The organism is Nocardioides szechwanensis, assembly GCF_900103935.1.
Classification (GTDB): domain Bacteria; phylum Actinomycetota; class Actinomycetes; order Propionibacteriales; family Nocardioidaceae; genus Nocardioides; species Nocardioides szechwanensis.
On record NZ_FNIC01000003.1, the window covers coordinates 147,828 to 165,812 of the forward strand.

Below are 17,985 nucleotides of genomic sequence, written 5' to 3' on the forward strand. Positions count from 1 at the left end.
TGAATTGTGCTCCTCGGGGGCGCTGGTGCGCAAGAGATCGGGCATGTAACTCACCGTTACTGCTGGTGTCATGCCCGTACACGGGCGTGGCAGATCCAGTAACGGTGAGTTACAAGGGCGTTTGCGCCGCCGCCTCAGCTCGGCAGCGGGCCGGTGAGGAAGCCCTGGAGCACGGGCGCGTACGTCGCGACGACGAGGTCGGGGGGCATGGAGGCAAGGGGTTCGACGGCCAGCAGGTAGCGGATGACCACGAGGCCGATGAGCTGGGAGCCGACGTGGGCCATCCGCCGCTCGGGCTGGTCGATGCCGAGCGCCAGCCCCACCGGACCGAGCACCATCTGCGTGAACCCGTCGCGCATCAGCTGCTGGGTCGGCGGCTCGGACATCCCGCGCACCAGCGCGCGCAGCGGCAGCGAGACCTCCGGGTCGTCCCACACCGCGACGAACACCCGCATCAGCGCCTCGCCCGCCTGGTCGGCACCGGCCAGCACCACGGGCGTCATCGCCTCCCGCGGGTCGAGCCGCAGCTCGAGCGCGGCGACGAACAGGTCCTCCTTCGTGCCGAAGTAGTGGTGCACCAGGGCCGCGTCGACCCCGGCCGCCGCGGCGACCGAGCGGACCGACGTACCTGCGAAGCCGGAGGTGGCGAAGCCGGCGCGCGCGGCGTCCAGGATCGCCGAGCGGGTGTCGGGTGCCCCTGGCCGACGACCGCGCCGCGGAGCGGTCACGGGACACTCACGGGACACTCACGGGGCGGCCACCGCGAGGTGCTCGCGAGCGAACTCGAGCGACTCGCGCAGGTCCACCTCGCGCTCCTCGCGGCTGTTGCAGCGCCTGGTGTTGATCTCGACGACGATCTCGCCGGCGAAGCCGACCTTGGTGAGGTAGCGCAGGAACGGGCCCGCACCCATCGAGCCGCGCCCCGGCACCAGGTGCTCGTCCTTGGCCGACCCGCTGCCGTCGGTGAGGTGGATGTGGCGCAGCCGCTCCCCCAGCCGCTTGGCCATGTCGATCGGGTCGGACGCGGCGATCGCGGCGTGCGACAGGTCGATGGTGGTGTTGGCGTAGTCCTCGGCGGAGGGGTCCCAGCCGGGGACGTACATCTCGACGCCGCGCTTGGAGGAGGCCCGCCAGGGATACATGTTCTCGACGGCGAACGCGATGCCGGTGGAGTTCTCGAGCGCCGCGATGCCGTTGACGAAGTCGCGGGCGTAGTCGCGCTGCCACCGGAACGGCGGGTGTACGACGACCACCTCGGCGCCTACCTCGGCCGCCATCTCGGCGGAGCGCTGGAGCTTGCCCCACGGCTCGGTGCCCCATACCCGCTGGGTGAAGAGCAGGCACGGCGCGTGCACCGCGCTGATCGGGATCTCGTGGTGCTCGGAGAGCTGCTTGACCGCGGAGGTCTGCTGGCTCAGGGCGTCGATACCGACCATCACCTCGACGGTGTCGTAACCGAGCTGCGCGGCGTAGGCGAAGGCGTGCGCCGACGACTCGGGGTAGACCGAGGCGGTCGAGAGTCCGATGCGCGACACCACGAGGTCAGTCCGTCACGCTGAAGCTGTCAAGGCGCTCAAGGATGACGCCCTCGCGCAGCGCCCACGGGCAGATCTCCAGCTCGCTGAGGTCGAAGATGTCCATGCACGCCTCGGCGACGAGTGCCCCCGGCACGATCTGGTGGGTGCGGTTGGCCGAGACGCCGGGCAGCTCGGCGAGCTCCTCCGGCGACATCGCCACCAGCTTGGGGATCCACTCACGCAACGCGCCGAGCGGCAGGGTGCGAGGCACCAGCTGTCCGTCGGCGGACGGCGCGGCCCCGCAGATCCGACCCAGGGAGCGGAACGTCTTGGACGTGGCCGCCGCCCGGTGCGGGGTGCCGGCGCGCAGCAGGTGCCCGGCGTCGCGGGCGATCTCGGCCCGGATCTCCTTGCGCAGCCTGCGGATGGCCGCCTCGTCGGGGCGGTCGGCGAAGAAGCGGGCGAGCCGCGCCGCGCCGAGCGGCAGCGACCATGCGACGTCGGGCCGCTCGTCGGTGCCGCCGGCGATCTCCAGCGAGCCGCCACCGATGTCGAAGACCGCGAGCCGTCCGGACGACCAGCCGAACCACCGGCGCACGGCGAGGAAGGTCAGTCGCGCCTCGTCCTCGCCGGACAGCACGGCGATGTGCTCCCCGGTCCGGGCCAGCACGTGGTCGAGCACCTCCTCGGAGTTGACGGCATCGCGCACGGCGGACGTCGCGAAGCTGAGCATCTCCTCGCAGCCCTTGTCCTCGGCCACCAGGAGCGCCTCGGCCGTGAACTCGGTCAGCAAGTCGATCCCGGTCTGGGTCACCGCGCCGGACTCGTCGAGGTGCTCCGCCAGCCGCAGCGGCTGCTTGTAGGAGTACGCCGGCAGCGGCGCGGCGCCACCATGCGCGTCGACCACCAGAAGGTGGCCGGTGTTGGAACCGATGTCCAGGACGCCCAGGCGCATGCGACAAACGTACCGCCGCCACCCGCGTAGTCTTCCGGCATGCCCGAAGTAGACCTGGTCTTTCCGCGCGCCTTCGTGGAGTTCGAGAACCCCGCGGACGCTAGCGAGGTGATGCGCTGCGACCTGACCTGGCTGACGTCGAGCTTCATGTGCATCTTCGGCCAGGGCTGTCAGGGCATCTACGCCGACGCCCCCGACACCGGCTGCTGCACCCTGGGTGCGCACTTCGCCGACAAGGAGGACGAGCAGCGCGTCGCGTCGTACGTCGCGCAGCTCGACGAGACCCAGTGGCAGTTCCACCCCGGACGCGAGGTGAAGAAGAAGCACTGGATCGAGACCGACGAGGAGGGCGAGCGCAAGACCCTCATGATCGAGGTCGACGGTCAGCGCGCGTGCGTCTTCCACAACCGCAAGGACTTCGCGCCGCCCAACGGGCAGGGTGGCGCGGGCTGCGCCCTGCACGGGCTGGCGCTGCAGCAGGGGCGCAACCCGCTCGAGACCAAGCCCGACGTGTGCTGGCAGCTGCCCATCCGGCGCCGCTTCCGCAACGTCGAGCGGCAGGACGGGACGACGTACACCGAGGTGACGATCACGGAGTACGACCGGCGGGGCTGGGGCGAGGGCGGCCACGACCTCGACTGGTACTGCTCCGGCAACACCGAGGCCCACGTGGCCGTCGAGGCCGTCTACATCACCCATGCGGCCGAGCTCACCGAGCTCATGGGCCCCGCGGCGTACGCCGAGCTGGTGCGCCACTGCGACGCGCACGTGCGCTCCCGCTCGGCCCTCGCGCTGCACCCCGCCGACCCGCACTGACCCCAGGCTTCTCGACGTCAAGACAACCCGACCCCCCGGTCTGGGGCGGTTCCGGGTGACGCAGAATGTTCGGTATGCGCCTGGACCATCTCTCGTACGCAGCAGGGCCGGACGGACTCGTGGGCACCGCCGAGCGCCTCGGACGGGTGCTTGGCCGGGACTTCACCGACGGCGGCGTCCACCCCCGCTTCGGCACCCGCAACATGATTCTGCCGCTCGCCGACAACACCTACCTCGAAGTGGTCGAGGCCCTCGACCACCCGGCCTCCGACAAGGCCCCCTTCGGCCAGGCCGTCAAGGCCCGCTCCGCGCTCGGCGGCGGCTGGCTCGGCTGGGTCGTGGCCGTCAAGGACATCAGCAACGTCGAGGAGCGCCTCGGCCGCGCCGCCGCGATCGGCAGCCGGCACCGTCCCGACGGCACCGAGCTCCGCTGGCGCCAGATCGGCGTCAACGGGCTGATCTCCGACCCGCAGCTGCCGTTCTTCATCGAGTGGGAGAGCCCTGCTGAGCTGCACCCCTCTGCCGGCGCCGACGGCACGTTCTCCCTTGCCTGCCTGGAGATCGCGGGCGACCCGCAGCGTGTGAGCGAGTGGCTCGGTGAGACCGTCGAAGCGCCGCTGGAGGACATCAAGGTCGAGTGGGTCGCACCCCACGGCACGCCCGGAGTGATCGCCGTCCAGGTGCAGACCCCCACCGGCCTGGTCCGTCTCTGACCTGTCGCCGGACCGACCGGTGAGACCTCAGGGCACCGTCGCGAGCCCCAACATCTGGGAGCACCCGGCGACGTACGAGATCGAGAACCGCGCGGTCGACCCCCACGGGCACCTCGACGCCGCCCTCCGCTCGCTGGCCGACTGGGACGGCACCACCGTCCTCGACCTCGGCTGCGGCACCGGCTTCCACCTCCCCGGCTTCGCGGCGACGGCCGGCCAGGTCATCGGCGTCGAGCCGCACCCCGACCTGCTGGCGCTGGCCCGTCGCCGTACCCGCGCACTGAGCAACGTCATCCTGCTCCAGGGCACCGCACAGGAGGTCCCGCTGCCGGCCGCATCGGTCGATGTCGTGCACGCCCGCTGGGCCTACTTCTTCGGGCCGGGCTGCGAGCCCGGCCTCGCCGAGCTGGACCGCGTCGTACGGCGTGGCGGCACCGCGCTCGTCATCGACAACGACGGCTCCCGCTCGACGTTCGGCGCGTGGTTCCGGCGCGGCTACCCGCACCTGCCGAGCCCCCAGGAGATCGAGCGCTTCTGGGCCACCCGTGGGTGGACCCGCACCCCGGTCGACATGGGCTGGTCGTTCGGGTCGCGTGCCGACCTGGAGGCCGTGGTGCGGATCGAGTTCAAGCCGGCGGTGGCCGAGGAGATCCTGCGTCACCACGAGGGGACCGACGTCGACTACGCGGTCAACGTCTGGTCGAAGGTCTACTAGCTGGACCCGCGCACGGCCAGGGTCGGCGTGAGCAGGATGCCGGGACCGACCCTGGGCGGGTGCGCGAGCAGGCCCTCAAGCGCGTTGACGATCTGGCTCGCGACGTCCTCGAGCGGCTGGCGCACCGAGGTCAGCCCGGGGCGCACGACCTGCGCCACCTGGGAGTCGTCGAAGCCGATCACCGCGACGTCCTGGCCGGCACGCAGGCCCCTGTCGGCGAGGGTGTGGAGCACCCCCATGGCGAGGGTGTCGGACGCGCACACGAACGCCGAGGGGTGCGCCTCGTCGAGGAGCACGGCACTCGCCTCACGCCCGCTGTGGATGGTGTCCTCGACCCGCGAGGCCAGACCGGAGGTCGACAGCCCGCGCGCCTTGAGAGCTCGGCTCCAGCCGGCCCGGCGGTCCTCGCCGATCCACGAGTCCTTGCGCCAGCCGATCCACGCGATCCGCTCGTGGCCCTTGTCGAGGAGGTGACGAGCCGCCAGCTCGGTGCCGGCCGCGCCGTCGACGTCGACCCACGGGTGCGTGGCCTCCGCGTCGTCCCAGGGACGGCCGAACGCGACGAACGGGGCCCGCCGCTCGCGCAGCCACGCGGCCTGGGGGTTGCCGAGGTAGGTGTCGGTCACCACGAACGCGTCGACGGCCGTGGACCGCAACAGGTCGTCGTACCCGGCCAACGGGTCGGTGCCCGAGCCCGCGAACAGCAGCACGTGGTAGCCCGCCTCGCCGGAGGTCTCCACCAGGGAGTGCACGAAGCGGTCCATCGCGGCGTTGGCGGTGAACTCCTGGCCGGGGTTCATCCGCAGCCCGATCAGGTGGGAGGCGCGGGTGCGCAGGTTGCGCGCGGCCCGGTTGGGTGAGTAGCCGAGCTGCTCGATCGCCTCCTGCACCCGGACAAGGGTGTCGGCGCGCAGCAGGTCGGGGTTGTTGACGGCGTTGGAGACGGTCTGCCGGGAGACTCCGGCGAGCTCCGCGACGTCGGCGAGGGTCGGCGGCTGAGTGGGTACCCGTCCCGGGATCCGGCTCATCTCGCCTCCTGCGCTTGATCGTTCCAAGGGAGCATAACGGCGTACGACGCGCCGCTCCCTCATCCGTAGGTGGGGATGTCGCGTGAGTTGTCGGGGGGTTGTCGGTGGGAGCGCCTAACGTTCGGGCCATGGCCAAACCTCCTCGCCCTGCTTACCGCTGCACCGAGTGCGGCTGGGAGACCGGCAAGTGGGTCGGCCGCTGCGGCGAGTGCCAGGCGTGGGGGTCGGTCGCCGAGACCGCAGCGCCGTCCTCCCGCACCGGAGCCACCCCCGTCACCCGGGCCGCCGTACCCATCGGCGAGGTGTCGGTCGAGGAGTCGGCGTTCCGCAGCAGCGGGGTCCCCGAGCTCGACCGCGTGCTCGGCGGCGGCCTGGTCCCCGGTGCCGCGATCCTGCTGGCCGGCGAGCCGGGCGTCGGCAAGAGCACGCTGCTGCTGGAGGTCGCGGCGCAGACCGCGCGCTACCACCGGCGCACTCTCTACGTCACCGGCGAAGAGTCCGCCTCCCAGGTCCGCCTGCGCGCCGACCGCACCGGCGGCGTCCACGACGACCTCTACCTCGCCGCCGAGACCGACCTCGGTGCCGTGCTCACCCACATCGAGGACGTCCGGCCCCTGCTCCTGGTCGTCGACTCGGTGCAGACCATCGGCGCCCCCGGCGTCGAGGGGGTCCCCGGCGGCGTCACCCAGGTCAAGGAGGTCGCGGCCGCGCTGATCCGGGTCGCCAAGACCCGCAACATCACCGTGGTCCTGGTCGGTCACGTCACCAAGGACGGCTCGATCGCCGGCCCCCGCGTCCTCGAGCACCTCGTCGACGTGGTGCTCCACTTCGAGGGCGACCGCAACTCCCGCTTCCGGATGCTCCGCTCGGTGAAGAACCGCTTCGGGCCGGTCGACGAGGTCGGCTGCTTCGACCTGGGCTCCGAGGGCATCACCGCGGTCACCGACCCCACCGGCCTGTTCATCGAGAACCACCACGGCCAGGTCTCCGGCACCTGCGTCGCCGTGACCATGGAGGGCAGGCGCCCGCTGCTCGCCGAGGTGCAGGCCCTGGTGACCCCGTCGGCGCTCGAGCGGCCCCGGCGTACGACGTCCGGGCTCGACGGCTCGCGGATCGCGATGGTCCTCGCCGTGCTCCAGCAGCACTGCGGCATCCGCCTCCACGCCCACGACGTCTTCGCCTCCACGGTCGGTGGCGCGCGTCTCAACGAGCCCGCCAGCGACCTGGCGGTGGCGGTCGCCCTGGCCTCCGCCACCTTCGACATCGCGCCGCCGGCGGGAGTGGTCGCCATGGGCGAGATCGGGCTGGCCGGTGAGCTCCGGCGCGTGCGCGACCTGCCCCAGCGCCTCGCCGAGGCGGCCCGGCTCGGCTTCCGGATGGCGGTGGTGCCGACCGCCCCCGGCCAGCCCGGCGGCGTACGCCCCTCCTCCACCGACCGCACCATCGACGGGATGCGGGTGGTCGAGGTGCCCGACGTCGCCTCGGCGCTGCGCTGCCTCGGGGTCGCGCGTGCGACAAAGCGGGGGCTGCGCAGCGCCGACGAAGGTTAAGATCGGACCGCCCGACACCCAGGGCGACCGAATCCCCAGGGAGCACCGTGGCAGTCGACCGTTCGGACGAGGTTCTGCGCCTGCGCGAGACCCTCGCCTCCATCGCACCTGGCACCGCCATGCGCGACGGCCTGGAGCGCATCCTCCGGGGTCGCACCGGTGCGCTGATCGTGATGGGCCACGACAAGCTGGTCGACTCGATCGCCACCGGCGGCTTCACCCTCGACGTCCCCTTCACGGCCACCGGCCTGCGCGAGCTGGCCAAGATGGACGGCGCGATCATCGTCGACGGCGACCTGACCCGCATCCTGCGCGCGGCCGTGCACCTCATGCCCGACCACACGATCCCGTCGGAGGAGACCGGCACCCGCCACCGCACCGCCGACCGCGTCGCGCGCCAGACCGGCTTCCCGGTGATCTCGGTGTCGCAGTCGATGCAGATCATCGCGGCCTACGTCGGCGAGACCCGCCACGTGCTCGAGGGCTCCGGCCAGATCCTGTCGCGTGCCAACCAGGCGCTGGCGACGCTGGAGCGCTACAAGCTGCGCCTCGACGAGGTCTCGAGCACCCTGTCGGCGCTCGAGATCGAGGACCTCGTCACCGTGCGCGACGTCGCCGTGGTCGCCCAGCGGCTCGAGATGGTGACCCGGATCGCGCGCGAGATCGAGGACTACGTGCTCGAGCTCGGCTCCGACGGCCGGCTGCTCTCACTCCAGCTCGAGGAGCTGGTCACCGGCGTCGACACCGAGCGCGAGCTGGTGATCCGCGACTACGTCCCCGCCGGCCGTCGCAGCAAGAGCCCCGAGGAGCTGCTCAACCGGCTCGAGGCGCTGTCGGCCACCGAGCTGGTCGACCCCGCCGCCGCGGCCAAGGTGCTCGGCCTGGGCAGCAGCGAGCACCTCGACGGGGCCGTCGCCCCGCGCGGCTACCGGCTGCTCGCCAAGGTGCCCCGGCTGCCGTCGTCGGTGGTCGACCGCCTGGTCGAGCACTTCGGCACCCTGCAGAAGCTGCTCTCCGCCGGCATCGACGACCTCCAGGCCGTCGAGGGGGTCGGCGAGCTGCGCGCCCGCAGCGTCCGCGAGGGCCTCTCCCGCCTGGCCGAGTCGACGATCCTCGAGCGCTACGTGTGAGCGGAGACGCGCCAGCGGACCCGCTGATGGTGGTCGAGCGAGCCGCGCGGGTGAGGAACGAACCCGCGACCGGCGTGTCGAGACCCGGTCAGCCGTTCGGCTCGACCGCTCCGGAGGGCGCGTCGGCGGGACCCGTCGCGTCGTCGTCGGGCTGGTTGGGCTTGCCACCGCCCGGCTGACTGCCGCCACTGCCAGCCCCGGCACCGTTGCCCGTTCCGTTGCCCGTTCCCGTGCCGCCCTCGCCGCCGGGCGGGGTGGTCTCGACGACCACCTCGGGCTCCGGCTTCGTAAGCTCGAACTGGACGTCGACCGGTTCACCGCCGAGGGCGGACGCGGCGACGTGGTAATAGCCGGGCATCGCCCAGCCGGTCAGCCGCGAGCACTCCTCGTCGGAGCGCCGGGCGTCGGCCCAGACCACGGTGATGCTGGCGCTGACCGCCCGCCGGACGATGACGTTCTGGACCGGGATGGCCGCCGGGCACTGCTGGCTCGACCAGATGTCGTCGGCGCCGGAGGTGATCGCCACGGTGAGATGCTCGGACGACACCCGCCAGGTGCACGCCTCGTCGACGATCGTGCGCAGGTCGAGCTGGAAGGTGACGTCGCGACCGGCCACCGCGTCGACGACGCTCGGCGTGACGGAGATGTCGTCGTCGGCGCACGGGCCGTCAGGTACGGCGAGCTCGGGCGCCCGGCTGCTCGGCGGGGAGATCGGCTGGTTGGGACGCGACTTCTTCTTCTTGGTCGAGGGTGACGCGCTCGGGGCGGACGAGGTCGGCTGCCCGGCCACCTGCGCGGCGCCGGGGTCCTCGGACGACCCGTCGCTCCCGCCGCCCAGCACCCGTCCGAGGGCGAGCACCAGCGCGAGGGCGCCACCGACGAGCACGAGCCGGCGTCGCCAGTAGACCTTGGCCGGGAGCGGCCCACGGGTCAGCGACGATGCCATGCCCGAACGCTAGTCAGCCGACCGCCCGCAATCGCGTTGCCACACCGTGAGGACAATGGGAGCGATGGACCTCCATGCGCCGATCCTGCGGTGGTACGACGAGACCGCCCGCGAGCTGCCGTGGCGCGGGCCTTCTGCGTCCGCGTGGTCGGTGATGGTCTCGGAGTTCATGCTGCAGCAGACGCCGGTCGCCCGCGTCCTCCCCGTGCACGAGCACTGGCTCGATCGCTGGCCGACGCCGGCCGACCTCGCAGCCGAGGCCACGGGTGAGGCGGTGCGGGCCTGGGGCCGGCTGGGCTACCCCCGCCGGGCCCTGCGGCTGCACGCCGCCGCGACCGCGATCGTCGAACACCACGGCGGCGAGGTCCCCGATTCCTACACCGACCTGATCGCGCTGCCCGGGATCGGCGACTACACCGCGGCGGCCATCGCGACCTTCGCCCACGGCCGACGCCACGTCGTGCTCGACACCAACGTGCGCCGGGTCCTCGCCCGGACCGTGGGCGGCGCCGAGCTGCCCGGGCCGTCGGTCACCAAGGCCGAGCGCGAGACCGCCACCGAGCTGCTGCCCGAGGATCCGCCGACCGCTGCGACGTGGTCGGTCGCGGTCATGGAGCTCGGGGCGCTCGTCTGCACGGCCACCGGCCCGAGCTGCGGCGCGTGCCCCGTCGCCGACCTGTGCGCGTGGCGCGCGGCCGGCTACCCGGCGTACGACGGTCCGCCGCGGCGCGCGCAGGCCTGGGCCGGCACCGACCGGCAGTGCCGCGGCCGGCTGCTGGCCGTGCTGCGCGACACCGAGGGCGCGGTCCACCAGAGCCGACTCGACGCCGTGTGGCCCGACGACACCCAGCGGCTGCGCTGCCTCGAAGGGTTGGTCGAGGACCGGCTGGTGGTCAGGACCGGCGCCGGACGCTACGCCCTGCCCTAGCCGGGCCGGCGGCCCGGTCGAGGATCTTCTGCGCGGCAGACGCGGGCTCACCGGGGTGGAAGGGACGCTTCGACTCGGTGCGCAGGAACTCGAGGACGGCGAGCATCTCCTCGCGAGCGCCGTCCGGGAAGTCCGCCGGCTGATGGATGCCCTTGGTCGGGTCGGCCTCGACCAGCATCCCGAGCTCCCGCAGGGTGTCGAAGTCGTCGGCCGTGGTGCGCTCGAAGATCCGCATCAGGTAGGGCCGGACCTGCTCCTCGCTCAGCCCCTTGCCGATCAGGGTGTTGAGCGCGACCGCGGTGGGCTCGCGCGCGGGCCGGAAGTTGGCCATCGGACCGGCCGAGAGGATGGCGGTCCACTTGCGCACGAAGTCCTCGCCGGAGAACGACTCGTAGTGCAGCAGCCGGAGCTGATCGTCGGTGTACGCGTCCAGCTCCTCGCCCGACGCGTCGACGCCGAGGTGCAGGGTCAGCCACATGTCGAGGGCGGGGCGGACGCCGGACTTGCCGTCGACGTGGCCGTGGAACAGGGCACCGTTGGCCGGCCGGTCGATCACGCCGAGCACCTGGAGCAGGGTCAGGTCGCCCTTGCCGAGCAGCCGCTTGAACCAGGTCGGGTCACCGTCCCAGCTCATCTGGCTGACAGCCTCGAGCGGGGCCAGCCTCACCACCCGGGTGGAGGCCGGCACCGTGTCGAGCAAGGCCCGGTCGATCTGCACGATCTCGTCGCCGTCGATGTGGAAGACCCAGTCGGCCCAGTCGAAGAAACTCAGCAGGGCCTTAACCAGGTTGGCGTTGATGCGCTGGCGCACGTTGAGGTCGGCGGGCCGCTCACCGTGCCACCAGGACTTGTCGGTGCGCACGCAGGTGACGTGCGGGTGCTCGTCGAGCCAGGTGCGGACCTCGGCGTCGGCGGCGTCCAGGAACACGAACAGGTGGTCGGCTCCGCCGGCCAAGTTGCCGGCCACGAACCGCTGCACGTTGGGCAGCGTGTCCTTGACCGTGCTGACCGTGAAGAGCATGCACAGAGACTAACGACCCCCCACGAACGCCGAGAGCCTCACCGGCTGACCGGTGAGGCTCTCGCTGCGTGGTGCTGTGCTGCTGCTCGGCTGCTACTCGGTCTCGCGGGGCACGTCGACCGGGCCCTCGCTGTCGTCGGGGCCCTCGAGGACGGCACCGACCTCGGCGACCTCGAAGGGCGGCAGGTCAGGAAGCGCGCCGACCTTCTGGCCCTTGAAGGTGAACGTCGCGGACGCGCCTTCACCCTCCACGTCGACCAGGATGATCTGGCCGGGTCCGACCTCGCCGAAGAGCATCTTCTCGGCCAGGGTGTCCTCGATCTCGCGCTGGATCGTGCGCCGCAGCGGACGCGCACCCAGGACCGGGTCGAAGCCGCGCTCGGCAAGCAGGTCCTTGGCGGGCTGGGTCAGCTCGAGGCTCATGTCGCGGTCACGCAGCCGCAGCTCGACGGCGATGATCATGTTGTCGACCATCGCGACGATCTGCTCGCGAGAAAGCGGCGGGAAGACGATGATCTCGTCGACACGGTTGAGGAACTCAGGGCGGAAGTGCTGCTTGAGCTCGTCGGCGACCTTGCTCTTCATCCGCTCGTAGGAGCCCGCGACGTCGCCGGACTGCTGGAAGCCCAGGTTGACGGCCTTGTTGATGTCGCGGGTGCCGAGGTTGGTCGTCATGATGATGACGGTGTTCTTGAAGTCGACGACTCGGCCCTGCGAGTCGGTCAGGCGACCTTCCTCGAGGATCTGCAGCAGGCTGTTGAAGATGTCGGGGTGGGCCTTCTCGACCTCGTCGAACAGCACCACTGAGAACGGCTTGCGCCGCACCTTCTCGGTGAGCTGGCCGCCCTCTTCGTAGCCGACGTAGCCCGGAGGCGAGCCGAAGAGCCGCGAGACGGTGTGCTTCTCGCTGAACTCCGACATGTCGAGCTGGATGAGCGCGTCCTCGTCGCCGAAGAGGAACTCCGCGAGCGTCTTGGACAGCCACGTCTTACCGACACCGGACGGGCCGGCGAAGATGAACGAGCCACCGGGACGCTTGGGGTCCTTCAGGCCGGCACGGGTACGACGGATCGCGCGCGACAGCGCGCGGACGGCCTCTTCCTGGCCGATGACGCGCTTGTGGAGCTCGTCCTCCATCTTGAGCAGCCGCGTGGACTCCTCCTCGGAGAGCTTGACGATCGGGATGCCGGTGGCGACCGCCAGCACCTCGGCGATCAGCTCCTCGTCGACCTCGGCGACCTCGTCCATGTCGCCGGCACGCCACTGCTTCTCGCGCTCGGTCTTCTTGAGGATCAGCTGCTTCTCCTCGTCGCGCAGACGCGCAGCCGCCTCGAAGTCCTGGCCGTCGATCGCGGCCTCCTTGCGCTGACGCACGTCGCTGATCTTGTCGTCGTACTCGCGCAGGTCGGCGGGCGCCGTCATCCGGCGGATCCGCAGCCGGGAGCCGGCCTCGTCGATCAGGTCGATGGCCTTGTCGGGCAGGAACCGGTCGGAGATGTAGCGATCGGCCAGGGTGGCGGCCGAGACCAGCGCCTCGTCGGTGATCGTCACGCGGTGGTGCGCCTCGTAGCGGTCACGCAGGCCCTTGAGCATCTCGATCGTGTGCGCGATCGACGGCTCGGCGACCTGGATCGGCTGGAAGCGGCGCTCGAGCGCGGCGTCCTTCTCGAGGTACTTGCGGTACTCGTCGAGCGTGGTGGCACCGATGGTCTGGAGCTCACCACGAGCCAGCATCGGCTTGAGGATGCTGGCGGCGTCGATGGCGCCCTCGGCCGCACCGGCACCGACGAGGGTGTGGATCTCGTCGATGAACAGCACGATGTCGCCGCGGGTGCGGATCTCCTTGAGCACCTTCTTGAGGCGCTCCTCGAAGTCACCGCGGTAGCGCGAGCCGGCCACGAGCGCGCCGAGGTCGAGCGTGTAGATCTGCTTGTCCTTGAGCGTCTCGGGCACGGTGCCGCGCACGATGTCCTGCGCCAGGCCGGCCACGATCGTGGTCTTGCCGACGCCGGGCTCACCGATGAGGACCGGGTTGTTCTTCGTGCGTCGCGAGAGGATCTGCATGACCCGCTCGATCTCGGCCTCACGACCGATGACCGGGTCGAGCTTGCCCTCGCGGGCGTCCTGGGTCAGGTTGCGGCCGAACTGGTCGAGCACCAGCGAGGAGGACGGCGCATCAGCACCGGCACCCTGGGCGGCCGCCGCGGCGGTCGACTCCTTGCCCTGGAAGCCCGAGAGCAGCTGGATGACCTGCTGGCGCACGCGGTTGAGGTCGGCGCCGAGCTTCTGCAGCACCTGGGCGGCGACGCCCTCGCCCTCACGGATCAGGCCGAGCAGGATGTGCTCGGTGCCGATGTAGGAGTGACCGAGCTGCAGCGCCTCGCGCAGGGACAGTTCGAGCACCTTCTTGGCGCGTGGCGTGAACGGGATGTGGCCGCTGGGCGCCTGCTGCCCCTGGCCGATGATCTCCTCGACCTGGGCGCGCACGGCCTCCAGCGAGATGTCCAGGCTCTCCAACGCCTTGGCGGCGACGCCTTCGCCCTCGTGGATGAGACCGAGCAGGATGTGCTCGGTACCGATGTAGTTGTGGGACAGCATGCGGGCCTCTTCTTGGGCCAGCACCACCACCCGACGGGCTCGGTCTGTGAACCGCTCGAACATGCGCATCGCTCCTGAAGCTCAACGGGGCCGATCCACCCTGGGTCGGACAGATCAGAACAAGAGATCTAACCCCGCAGACAGCCTACGCGTTCCCCATCACGTCCCAATGCCGTCCGCTGAGAGCGAACACTCGACCCCACACATGTTGACCCGCCCGAAACTCACCGAAATGACCGTTGACCCGCCCGAAAGTTTCGGGCGGGTCAACGAAAAGGTGGGTCAGTTGGCGGCGTCGAAGGCGGTGCGGACGTCGGCGGGGATGCGGCCACGGTCCGGGACGGTGAAACCGTTGGAGCGGGCCCAGTCGCGTACCTCGCGGGCACTGGGGCCGAGCGAGGTGGACTTCTTGGCGGTACGACGGCCGCCGGCGGACCTGCGCGCGTGACCGACGTAGGCGGCCAGCGAATCGCGCAGCTTGGCGGCGTTCTTGTCGTTCAGGTCGATCTCGTAGGACGTGCCGTCGAGGCCGAAGGTGACGGTCTCGGTGGCGTCGCTGCCATCGATGTCGTCGACCAGAACGATGTTGACCTTTTGCGCCATCTGCAGGGACCTCTTGTCATGTCGGGGATATCTGGATATCGATCATGACATTCACGGACCGAAAAGGGAATTCGTCCGGCAGTTAAGCATCAGGTATTGCGAGCGAAGACCAATTCGAGCCCGATCAGCGTCAGCCAAGGGCTGTGCTCGGTAAAGCAGCGGCATTCGTCGATCACGAGATGCGCGAGATATCCCGTCGCGATGACCTTCACCTCCTCGGGCGGCACCCCGAGCTCGACGGTCATCCGGTCGACGATTCCCTCGACCTGGCTGGCGACGCCGAAGACCATGCCCGACTGCAGCGCCTCGACGGTGTTCTTCGCGATGACCGAGCGCGGGCGCAGTAGCTCCACCTTGCGCAGCTGGGCGCCGCGGCGGCCGAGCGCCTCGAGCGAGATCTCTATTCCGGGCGCAATCGCCCCGCCGACGTACTGGCCCTTATCGCTCACGACGTCGAATGTGGTCGCCGTCCCGCCGAAATCGACCACGATGGCAGGCCCGCCATAAACCGTCGCGGCCGCGAGAGCGTTGATTATCCGGTCGGATCCCACCTCGCGCGGATTGTCCATCAGGACCGGCACGCCGGTGCGCACCCCGGGCTCGACGACGACGTGCGGGATGTCGCCGAAATGCCGAGTCAGCATGTCTCGCCACTCGTGCAGCACCGCCGGGACGGTCGAGCAGACCACGATCCCGTCGACGTCGTCCGCGAGGGCACCGAGCAGTCCGCGCAGCAGCACCGACCACTCGTCGGAGGTACGGCGCTCGTCGGTGGCGACCCGCCAGTCCGCGCTGACCTGGCCGTCGGTGATCAGGCCGAGCACGGTGTGGGCGTTGCCGATGTCGGCGGCGAGCAGCGTCATCGATCCTGCCGGCGGTCCTGGAGGTCCATGCCGATGTCGAAGACCTTCACCGAGTGGGTCAGCGCCCCGACCGAGATGAAGTCGACGCCGGTCTGCGCGACCTCGCGTGCCCGCTCCAGCGTGAGGCCGCCCGAAGCCTCGAGGGTTGCCCGGCCGTCGGTGATCCGGACCGCCTCGGCCATCGTCCCGGTCGCCATGTTGTCGAGCAGGATCTCGGTGCAGCCCACCTCCAGCAGCTCGCGGAGCTGGTCGAGGTCGGTCACCTCGACCTCGACGCGCAGGTCGGGGTACTTCGCCCGGACCGCCTCGAAGGCCGGGACCACGCCGCCGGCGGCGATCACGTGGTTGTCCTTGACCATCGCGCGGTCCGCCAGGCTGAAGCGGTGGTTGACGCCGCCGCCGCAGCGCACGGCGTACTTCTGGAGCGCGCGCCAGCCCGGCAGCGTCTTGCGGGTGTCGAGCACCCGCGCACGGGTGCCCTCGAGCGCGGCCACCCAGTGCGAGGTCGCGGTGGCGACGCCCGAGAGGTGGGAGGCGAAGTTGAGCGCAGTCCGCTCGGCGGTGAGCAGGCCGCGCGTGAGTCCGGCCACGCGCATCACGACGTCTCCGGCGGAGACGCGGGTGCCGTCGGGGAGGCGGTCGGTGATCTCGACGTCGTCGCCCATCACGATGTGGAACACCAGCGCGGCCACCCCGAGCCCGGCGACGATGCCGTCCTCGCGGGCGGCGAGGACCGCCTCGGCGCGTGCGTCGGGCGCGATCGTGGCCACCGAGGTGACATCGACCTCGCCCTCGGCGAGATCCTCCTGGAGCCCACGCATGATGTGGTCGACGAGGGTCTGCCGGTCCAGGTCGGCCTCGATGAGCTCCTGGGTCAGCGCAGCCGGCGGTGGCAGGTGGAACTTCATGCGGCTCCCCCGTCAGTGAGTGGCCCGTCGCTCGCAGGCGCGGGACGGAACGTCAGCACCGAGGAGCCGTCGACCATCACGGCGTCGAAGTGGCCGGCCCACCGGGCGTCGTCACGCTCGGGGAAGTCCTCGCGCCAGTGCGAGCCCCGGGTCTCTTCGCGCAGCATCGCCGCGGCGGCCAGGGCGGCGCTGATCGTCAGCAGGTTGGTGGTCTCCCACGACTCCAGGTCGACGAGCTCGGCGGGGCTGCCGGCCAGCTTGTCGAGCAACGCCGTCGCGTCGGAGAGCCCGGAGGCGGTGCGGAGCACGCCCGCCTTGGAGGTCATGACCTCCTGCATCTCCGTGCGTACGGCGCCGGGCACCAGCCCCTCGGGGCGCTGGTCGTCGACGGGGTCGGCCCAGGGGCGCAGCTCGCCGGGCAGCACGGTCGCGATCCGGCGGGAGAACACGAGCCCCTCGAGCAGGGAGTTGGAGGCCAGCCGGTTGGCGCCGTGGACGCCGGAACAGGCGACCTCGCCGGTGGCGTAGAGGCCGGGTACGTCGGACCGGCCGTGCAGGTCGGTGCGGACCCCGCCGGAGGCGTAGTGGCAGGCGGGCGCCACCGGGATCAGGTCGGTGACCGGGTCGACCCCGTGCGAGCGCGCGGTGGCCAGGATGGTCGGGAAGCGCTTCTGCCAGAACGCCTCGCCGAGGTGGCGGGCGTCGAGCCACATGTGCGGGTGGCCGGTGTCGAGCATCCGCCGCATGATGGCCTTGGCCACCACGTCGCGGGGAGCCAGGTCCTCCTGCGGGTGGACGCCCTTCATCAGCCGGTTGCCCTCGAAGTCGACCAGGAAGGCGCCCTCGCCGCGTACGGCCTCGGAGATCAGCGGCTGCTGGCCGTGGGAGTCGGGGCCGAGCCACATCACCGTGGGGTGGAACTGGACGAACTCCAGGTCGCGCAGGGTCGCGCCGGCCCGCAGCGCGAGCGCCATGCCGTCGCCGGTCGAGACCGACGGGTTGGTCGTCTGGCTGAACACCTGCCCGAGACCGCCGCTGGCGAGGACCACGGCCCGGCAGTGCACGGCGCCGACGCCGTCGCGCTGCCCCTCGCCCATCACGTGGAGGGTGACCCCGGCGACGCCGCCGTCGGCCGCAAGCAGCAGGTCGACCGCGAGCGCGTGCTGGACCACCTCGATCTCGGGGGCCGCCGCCACCGCCTCGATCAGCGCGCGCTGGATCTCGGCACCCGTCGCGTCGCCGCCCGCGTGCGCGATCCGGTCGCGGTGGTGGCCACCCTCGCGGGTCAGCGAGATCAGCCCGTCGACGTCGTGGTCGAAGTTGGTGCCGAGCGCGATCAGCTCGTGCACGGCCTCGGGGCCCTCGTTGACCAGGATCCGTACGGCGTCCGGGTCACAGGCTCCGGCGCCCGCGACGAGGGTGTCGATCTCGTGCTCCTCGGGGGTGTCGCCCTCACCGAGCGCCGCGGCGATGCCGCCCTGGGCCCACTGGGTGGAGCCGGCCGCGAGCACGTCCTTGGTGACGACGAGGACCTTGTCGACGTGGTCCTTGAGCCGCAGCGCGGCGGTCAGCCCGGCGATCCCGGACCCGATCACCACGACGTCGGAGCGCGTCGTCCAGCCCGGCTCGGGCGCCGTGAGGCGCGCGGGGACCCGTCGTACGGGTGCGTCGAACAAGCGCTCCGAAGGCATCCG

Annotated in this window: 17 protein-coding genes; 6 read left to right on the forward strand and 11 right to left on the reverse strand. The window is 71.2% G+C overall.

Annotated features, from left to right (window positions below; translation table 11 throughout):
• Positions 1 to 134 precede the first annotated feature (134 nt).
• Genes BLR90_RS21650 through BLR90_RS09305 form a run of 3 tightly spaced genes read right to left on the reverse strand, consistent with a single transcriptional unit; the run spans position 135 to position 2,472 of the window.
• The gene (locus BLR90_RS21650; protein ID WP_281245385.1) at positions 135 to 728 is read right to left on the reverse strand and encodes a TetR/AcrR family transcriptional regulator; all 594 of its coding nucleotides are present in this window, start codon (positions 726 to 728) and stop codon (positions 135 to 137) included.
• Between the two features lie 18 nt (positions 729 to 746).
• Positions 747 to 1,538 (reverse strand): sugar phosphate isomerase/epimerase family protein, encoded by a 792-nt coding sequence (locus tag BLR90_RS09300; RefSeq protein WP_091024847.1) that lies wholly within the window; start codon positions 1,536 to 1,538, stop codon positions 747 to 749.
• A gap of 4 nt (positions 1,539 to 1,542) precedes the next feature.
• Positions 1,543 to 2,472 carry a Ppx/GppA family phosphatase gene (locus tag BLR90_RS09305; protein ID WP_091024850.1) on the reverse strand — a complete coding sequence of 310 codons (930 nt, stop codon included), beginning with the start codon at positions 2,470 to 2,472 and terminating at the stop codon, positions 1,543 to 1,545.
• 39 nt (positions 2,473 to 2,511) lie between these two features.
• On the opposite strand from BLR90_RS09305, the gene BLR90_RS09310 reads away from it, so the two are divergent.
• The 3 genes from BLR90_RS09310 to BLR90_RS09320 all read left to right on the forward strand — a co-directional run bounded on the left by BLR90_RS09310 (position 2,512) and on the right by BLR90_RS09320 (position 4,716).
• Positions 2,512 to 3,288, forward strand: coding sequence for a DUF3109 family protein (locus BLR90_RS09310; protein WP_091024852.1), 777 nt, complete (start codon positions 2,512 to 2,514; stop codon positions 3,286 to 3,288).
• Between the two features lie 74 nt (positions 3,289 to 3,362).
• A complete protein-coding gene (locus BLR90_RS09315) occupies positions 3,363 to 4,001 on the forward strand; it encodes a VOC family protein (RefSeq protein ID WP_091024854.1) in 639 nt (212 codons plus the stop codon).
• A 19-nt stretch (positions 4,002 to 4,020) separates the two neighbouring features.
• The gene (locus BLR90_RS09320; protein ID WP_245715228.1) at positions 4,021 to 4,716 is read left to right on the forward strand and encodes a class I SAM-dependent methyltransferase; all 696 of its coding nucleotides are present in this window, start codon (positions 4,021 to 4,023) and stop codon (positions 4,714 to 4,716) included.
• Here the strand turns inward: BLR90_RS09320 and BLR90_RS09325 are convergent.
• Positions 4,713 to 5,744 carry a LacI family DNA-binding transcriptional regulator gene (locus BLR90_RS09325; protein ID WP_091024856.1) on the reverse strand — a complete coding sequence of 344 codons (1,032 nt, stop codon included), beginning with the start codon at positions 5,742 to 5,744 and terminating at the stop codon, positions 4,713 to 4,715. The two genes, BLR90_RS09320 and BLR90_RS09325, sit on opposite strands and share 4 nt — an antisense overlap.
• 128 nt (positions 5,745 to 5,872) lie before the next feature.
• Here BLR90_RS09325 and radA point away from each other — a divergent pair, with 128 nt between their 5' ends.
• Both radA and disA read left to right on the forward strand, forming a co-directional pair.
• A complete protein-coding gene (gene radA, locus BLR90_RS09330; protein WP_091024858.1) occupies positions 5,873 to 7,294 on the forward strand; it encodes a DNA repair protein RadA in 1,422 nt (473 codons plus the stop codon).
• A 47-nt stretch (positions 7,295 to 7,341) separates the two neighbouring features.
• Positions 7,342 to 8,424 (forward strand): DNA integrity scanning diadenylate cyclase DisA, encoded by a 1,083-nt coding sequence (gene disA / locus BLR90_RS09335; RefSeq protein WP_091024860.1) that lies wholly within the window; start codon positions 7,342 to 7,344, stop codon positions 8,422 to 8,424.
• An 88-nt stretch (positions 8,425 to 8,512) separates the two neighbouring features.
• Here disA and BLR90_RS09340 read toward each other — a convergent pair whose 3' ends face one another.
• A complete protein-coding gene (locus tag BLR90_RS09340; protein ID WP_091024862.1) occupies positions 8,513 to 9,370 on the reverse strand; it encodes a hypothetical protein in 858 nt (285 codons plus the stop codon).
• Between the two features lie 55 nt (positions 9,371 to 9,425).
• Between BLR90_RS09340 and BLR90_RS09345 the strand changes: the two genes are divergently transcribed.
• The gene (locus BLR90_RS09345) at positions 9,426 to 10,298 is read left to right on the forward strand and encodes an HhH-GPD family protein (protein ID WP_091024864.1); all 873 of its coding nucleotides are present in this window, start codon (positions 9,426 to 9,428) and stop codon (positions 10,296 to 10,298) included.
• Here the strand turns inward: BLR90_RS09345 and BLR90_RS09350 are convergent.
• The 6 genes from BLR90_RS09350 to BLR90_RS09375 all read right to left on the reverse strand — a co-directional run bounded on the left by BLR90_RS09350 (position 10,264) and on the right by BLR90_RS09375 (position 17,982).
• Positions 10,264 to 11,319 carry a glycosyltransferase family 2 protein gene (locus BLR90_RS09350; RefSeq protein ID WP_091024866.1) on the reverse strand — a complete coding sequence of 352 codons (1,056 nt, stop codon included), beginning with the start codon at positions 11,317 to 11,319 and terminating at the stop codon, positions 10,264 to 10,266. The genes BLR90_RS09345 and BLR90_RS09350 overlap by 35 nt on opposite strands.
• A 93-nt stretch (positions 11,320 to 11,412) precedes the next feature.
• The gene (locus BLR90_RS09355; RefSeq protein WP_091025177.1) at positions 11,413 to 13,980 is read right to left on the reverse strand and encodes an ATP-dependent Clp protease ATP-binding subunit; all 2,568 of its coding nucleotides are present in this window, start codon (positions 13,978 to 13,980) and stop codon (positions 11,413 to 11,415) included.
• A 219-nt stretch (positions 13,981 to 14,199) separates the two neighbouring features.
• Positions 14,200 to 14,520 carry a histone-like nucleoid-structuring protein Lsr2 gene (locus BLR90_RS09360; RefSeq protein WP_091024868.1) on the reverse strand — a complete coding sequence of 107 codons (321 nt, stop codon included), beginning with the start codon at positions 14,518 to 14,520 and terminating at the stop codon, positions 14,200 to 14,202.
• A gap of 89 nt (positions 14,521 to 14,609) precedes the next feature.
• Entirely contained in the window at positions 14,610 to 15,383 is a 774-nt protein-coding gene (locus BLR90_RS09365; protein ID WP_091024870.1) for a type III pantothenate kinase, read from the reverse strand.
• Positions 15,380 to 16,291 (reverse strand): carboxylating nicotinate-nucleotide diphosphorylase, encoded by a 912-nt coding sequence (gene nadC, locus BLR90_RS09370; protein WP_091024872.1) that lies wholly within the window; start codon positions 16,289 to 16,291, stop codon positions 15,380 to 15,382. The genes BLR90_RS09365 and nadC overlap by 4 nt, the downstream gene beginning before the upstream one ends.
• Complete coding sequence (locus BLR90_RS09375; protein WP_091024874.1) at positions 16,288 to 17,982, reverse strand: L-aspartate oxidase; 1,695 nt, start codon at positions 17,980 to 17,982, stop codon at positions 16,288 to 16,290. Before BLR90_RS09375 ends, nadC begins: the two co-directional genes overlap by 4 nt.
• Between the last annotated feature and the right edge of the window lie 3 nt (positions 17,983 to 17,985).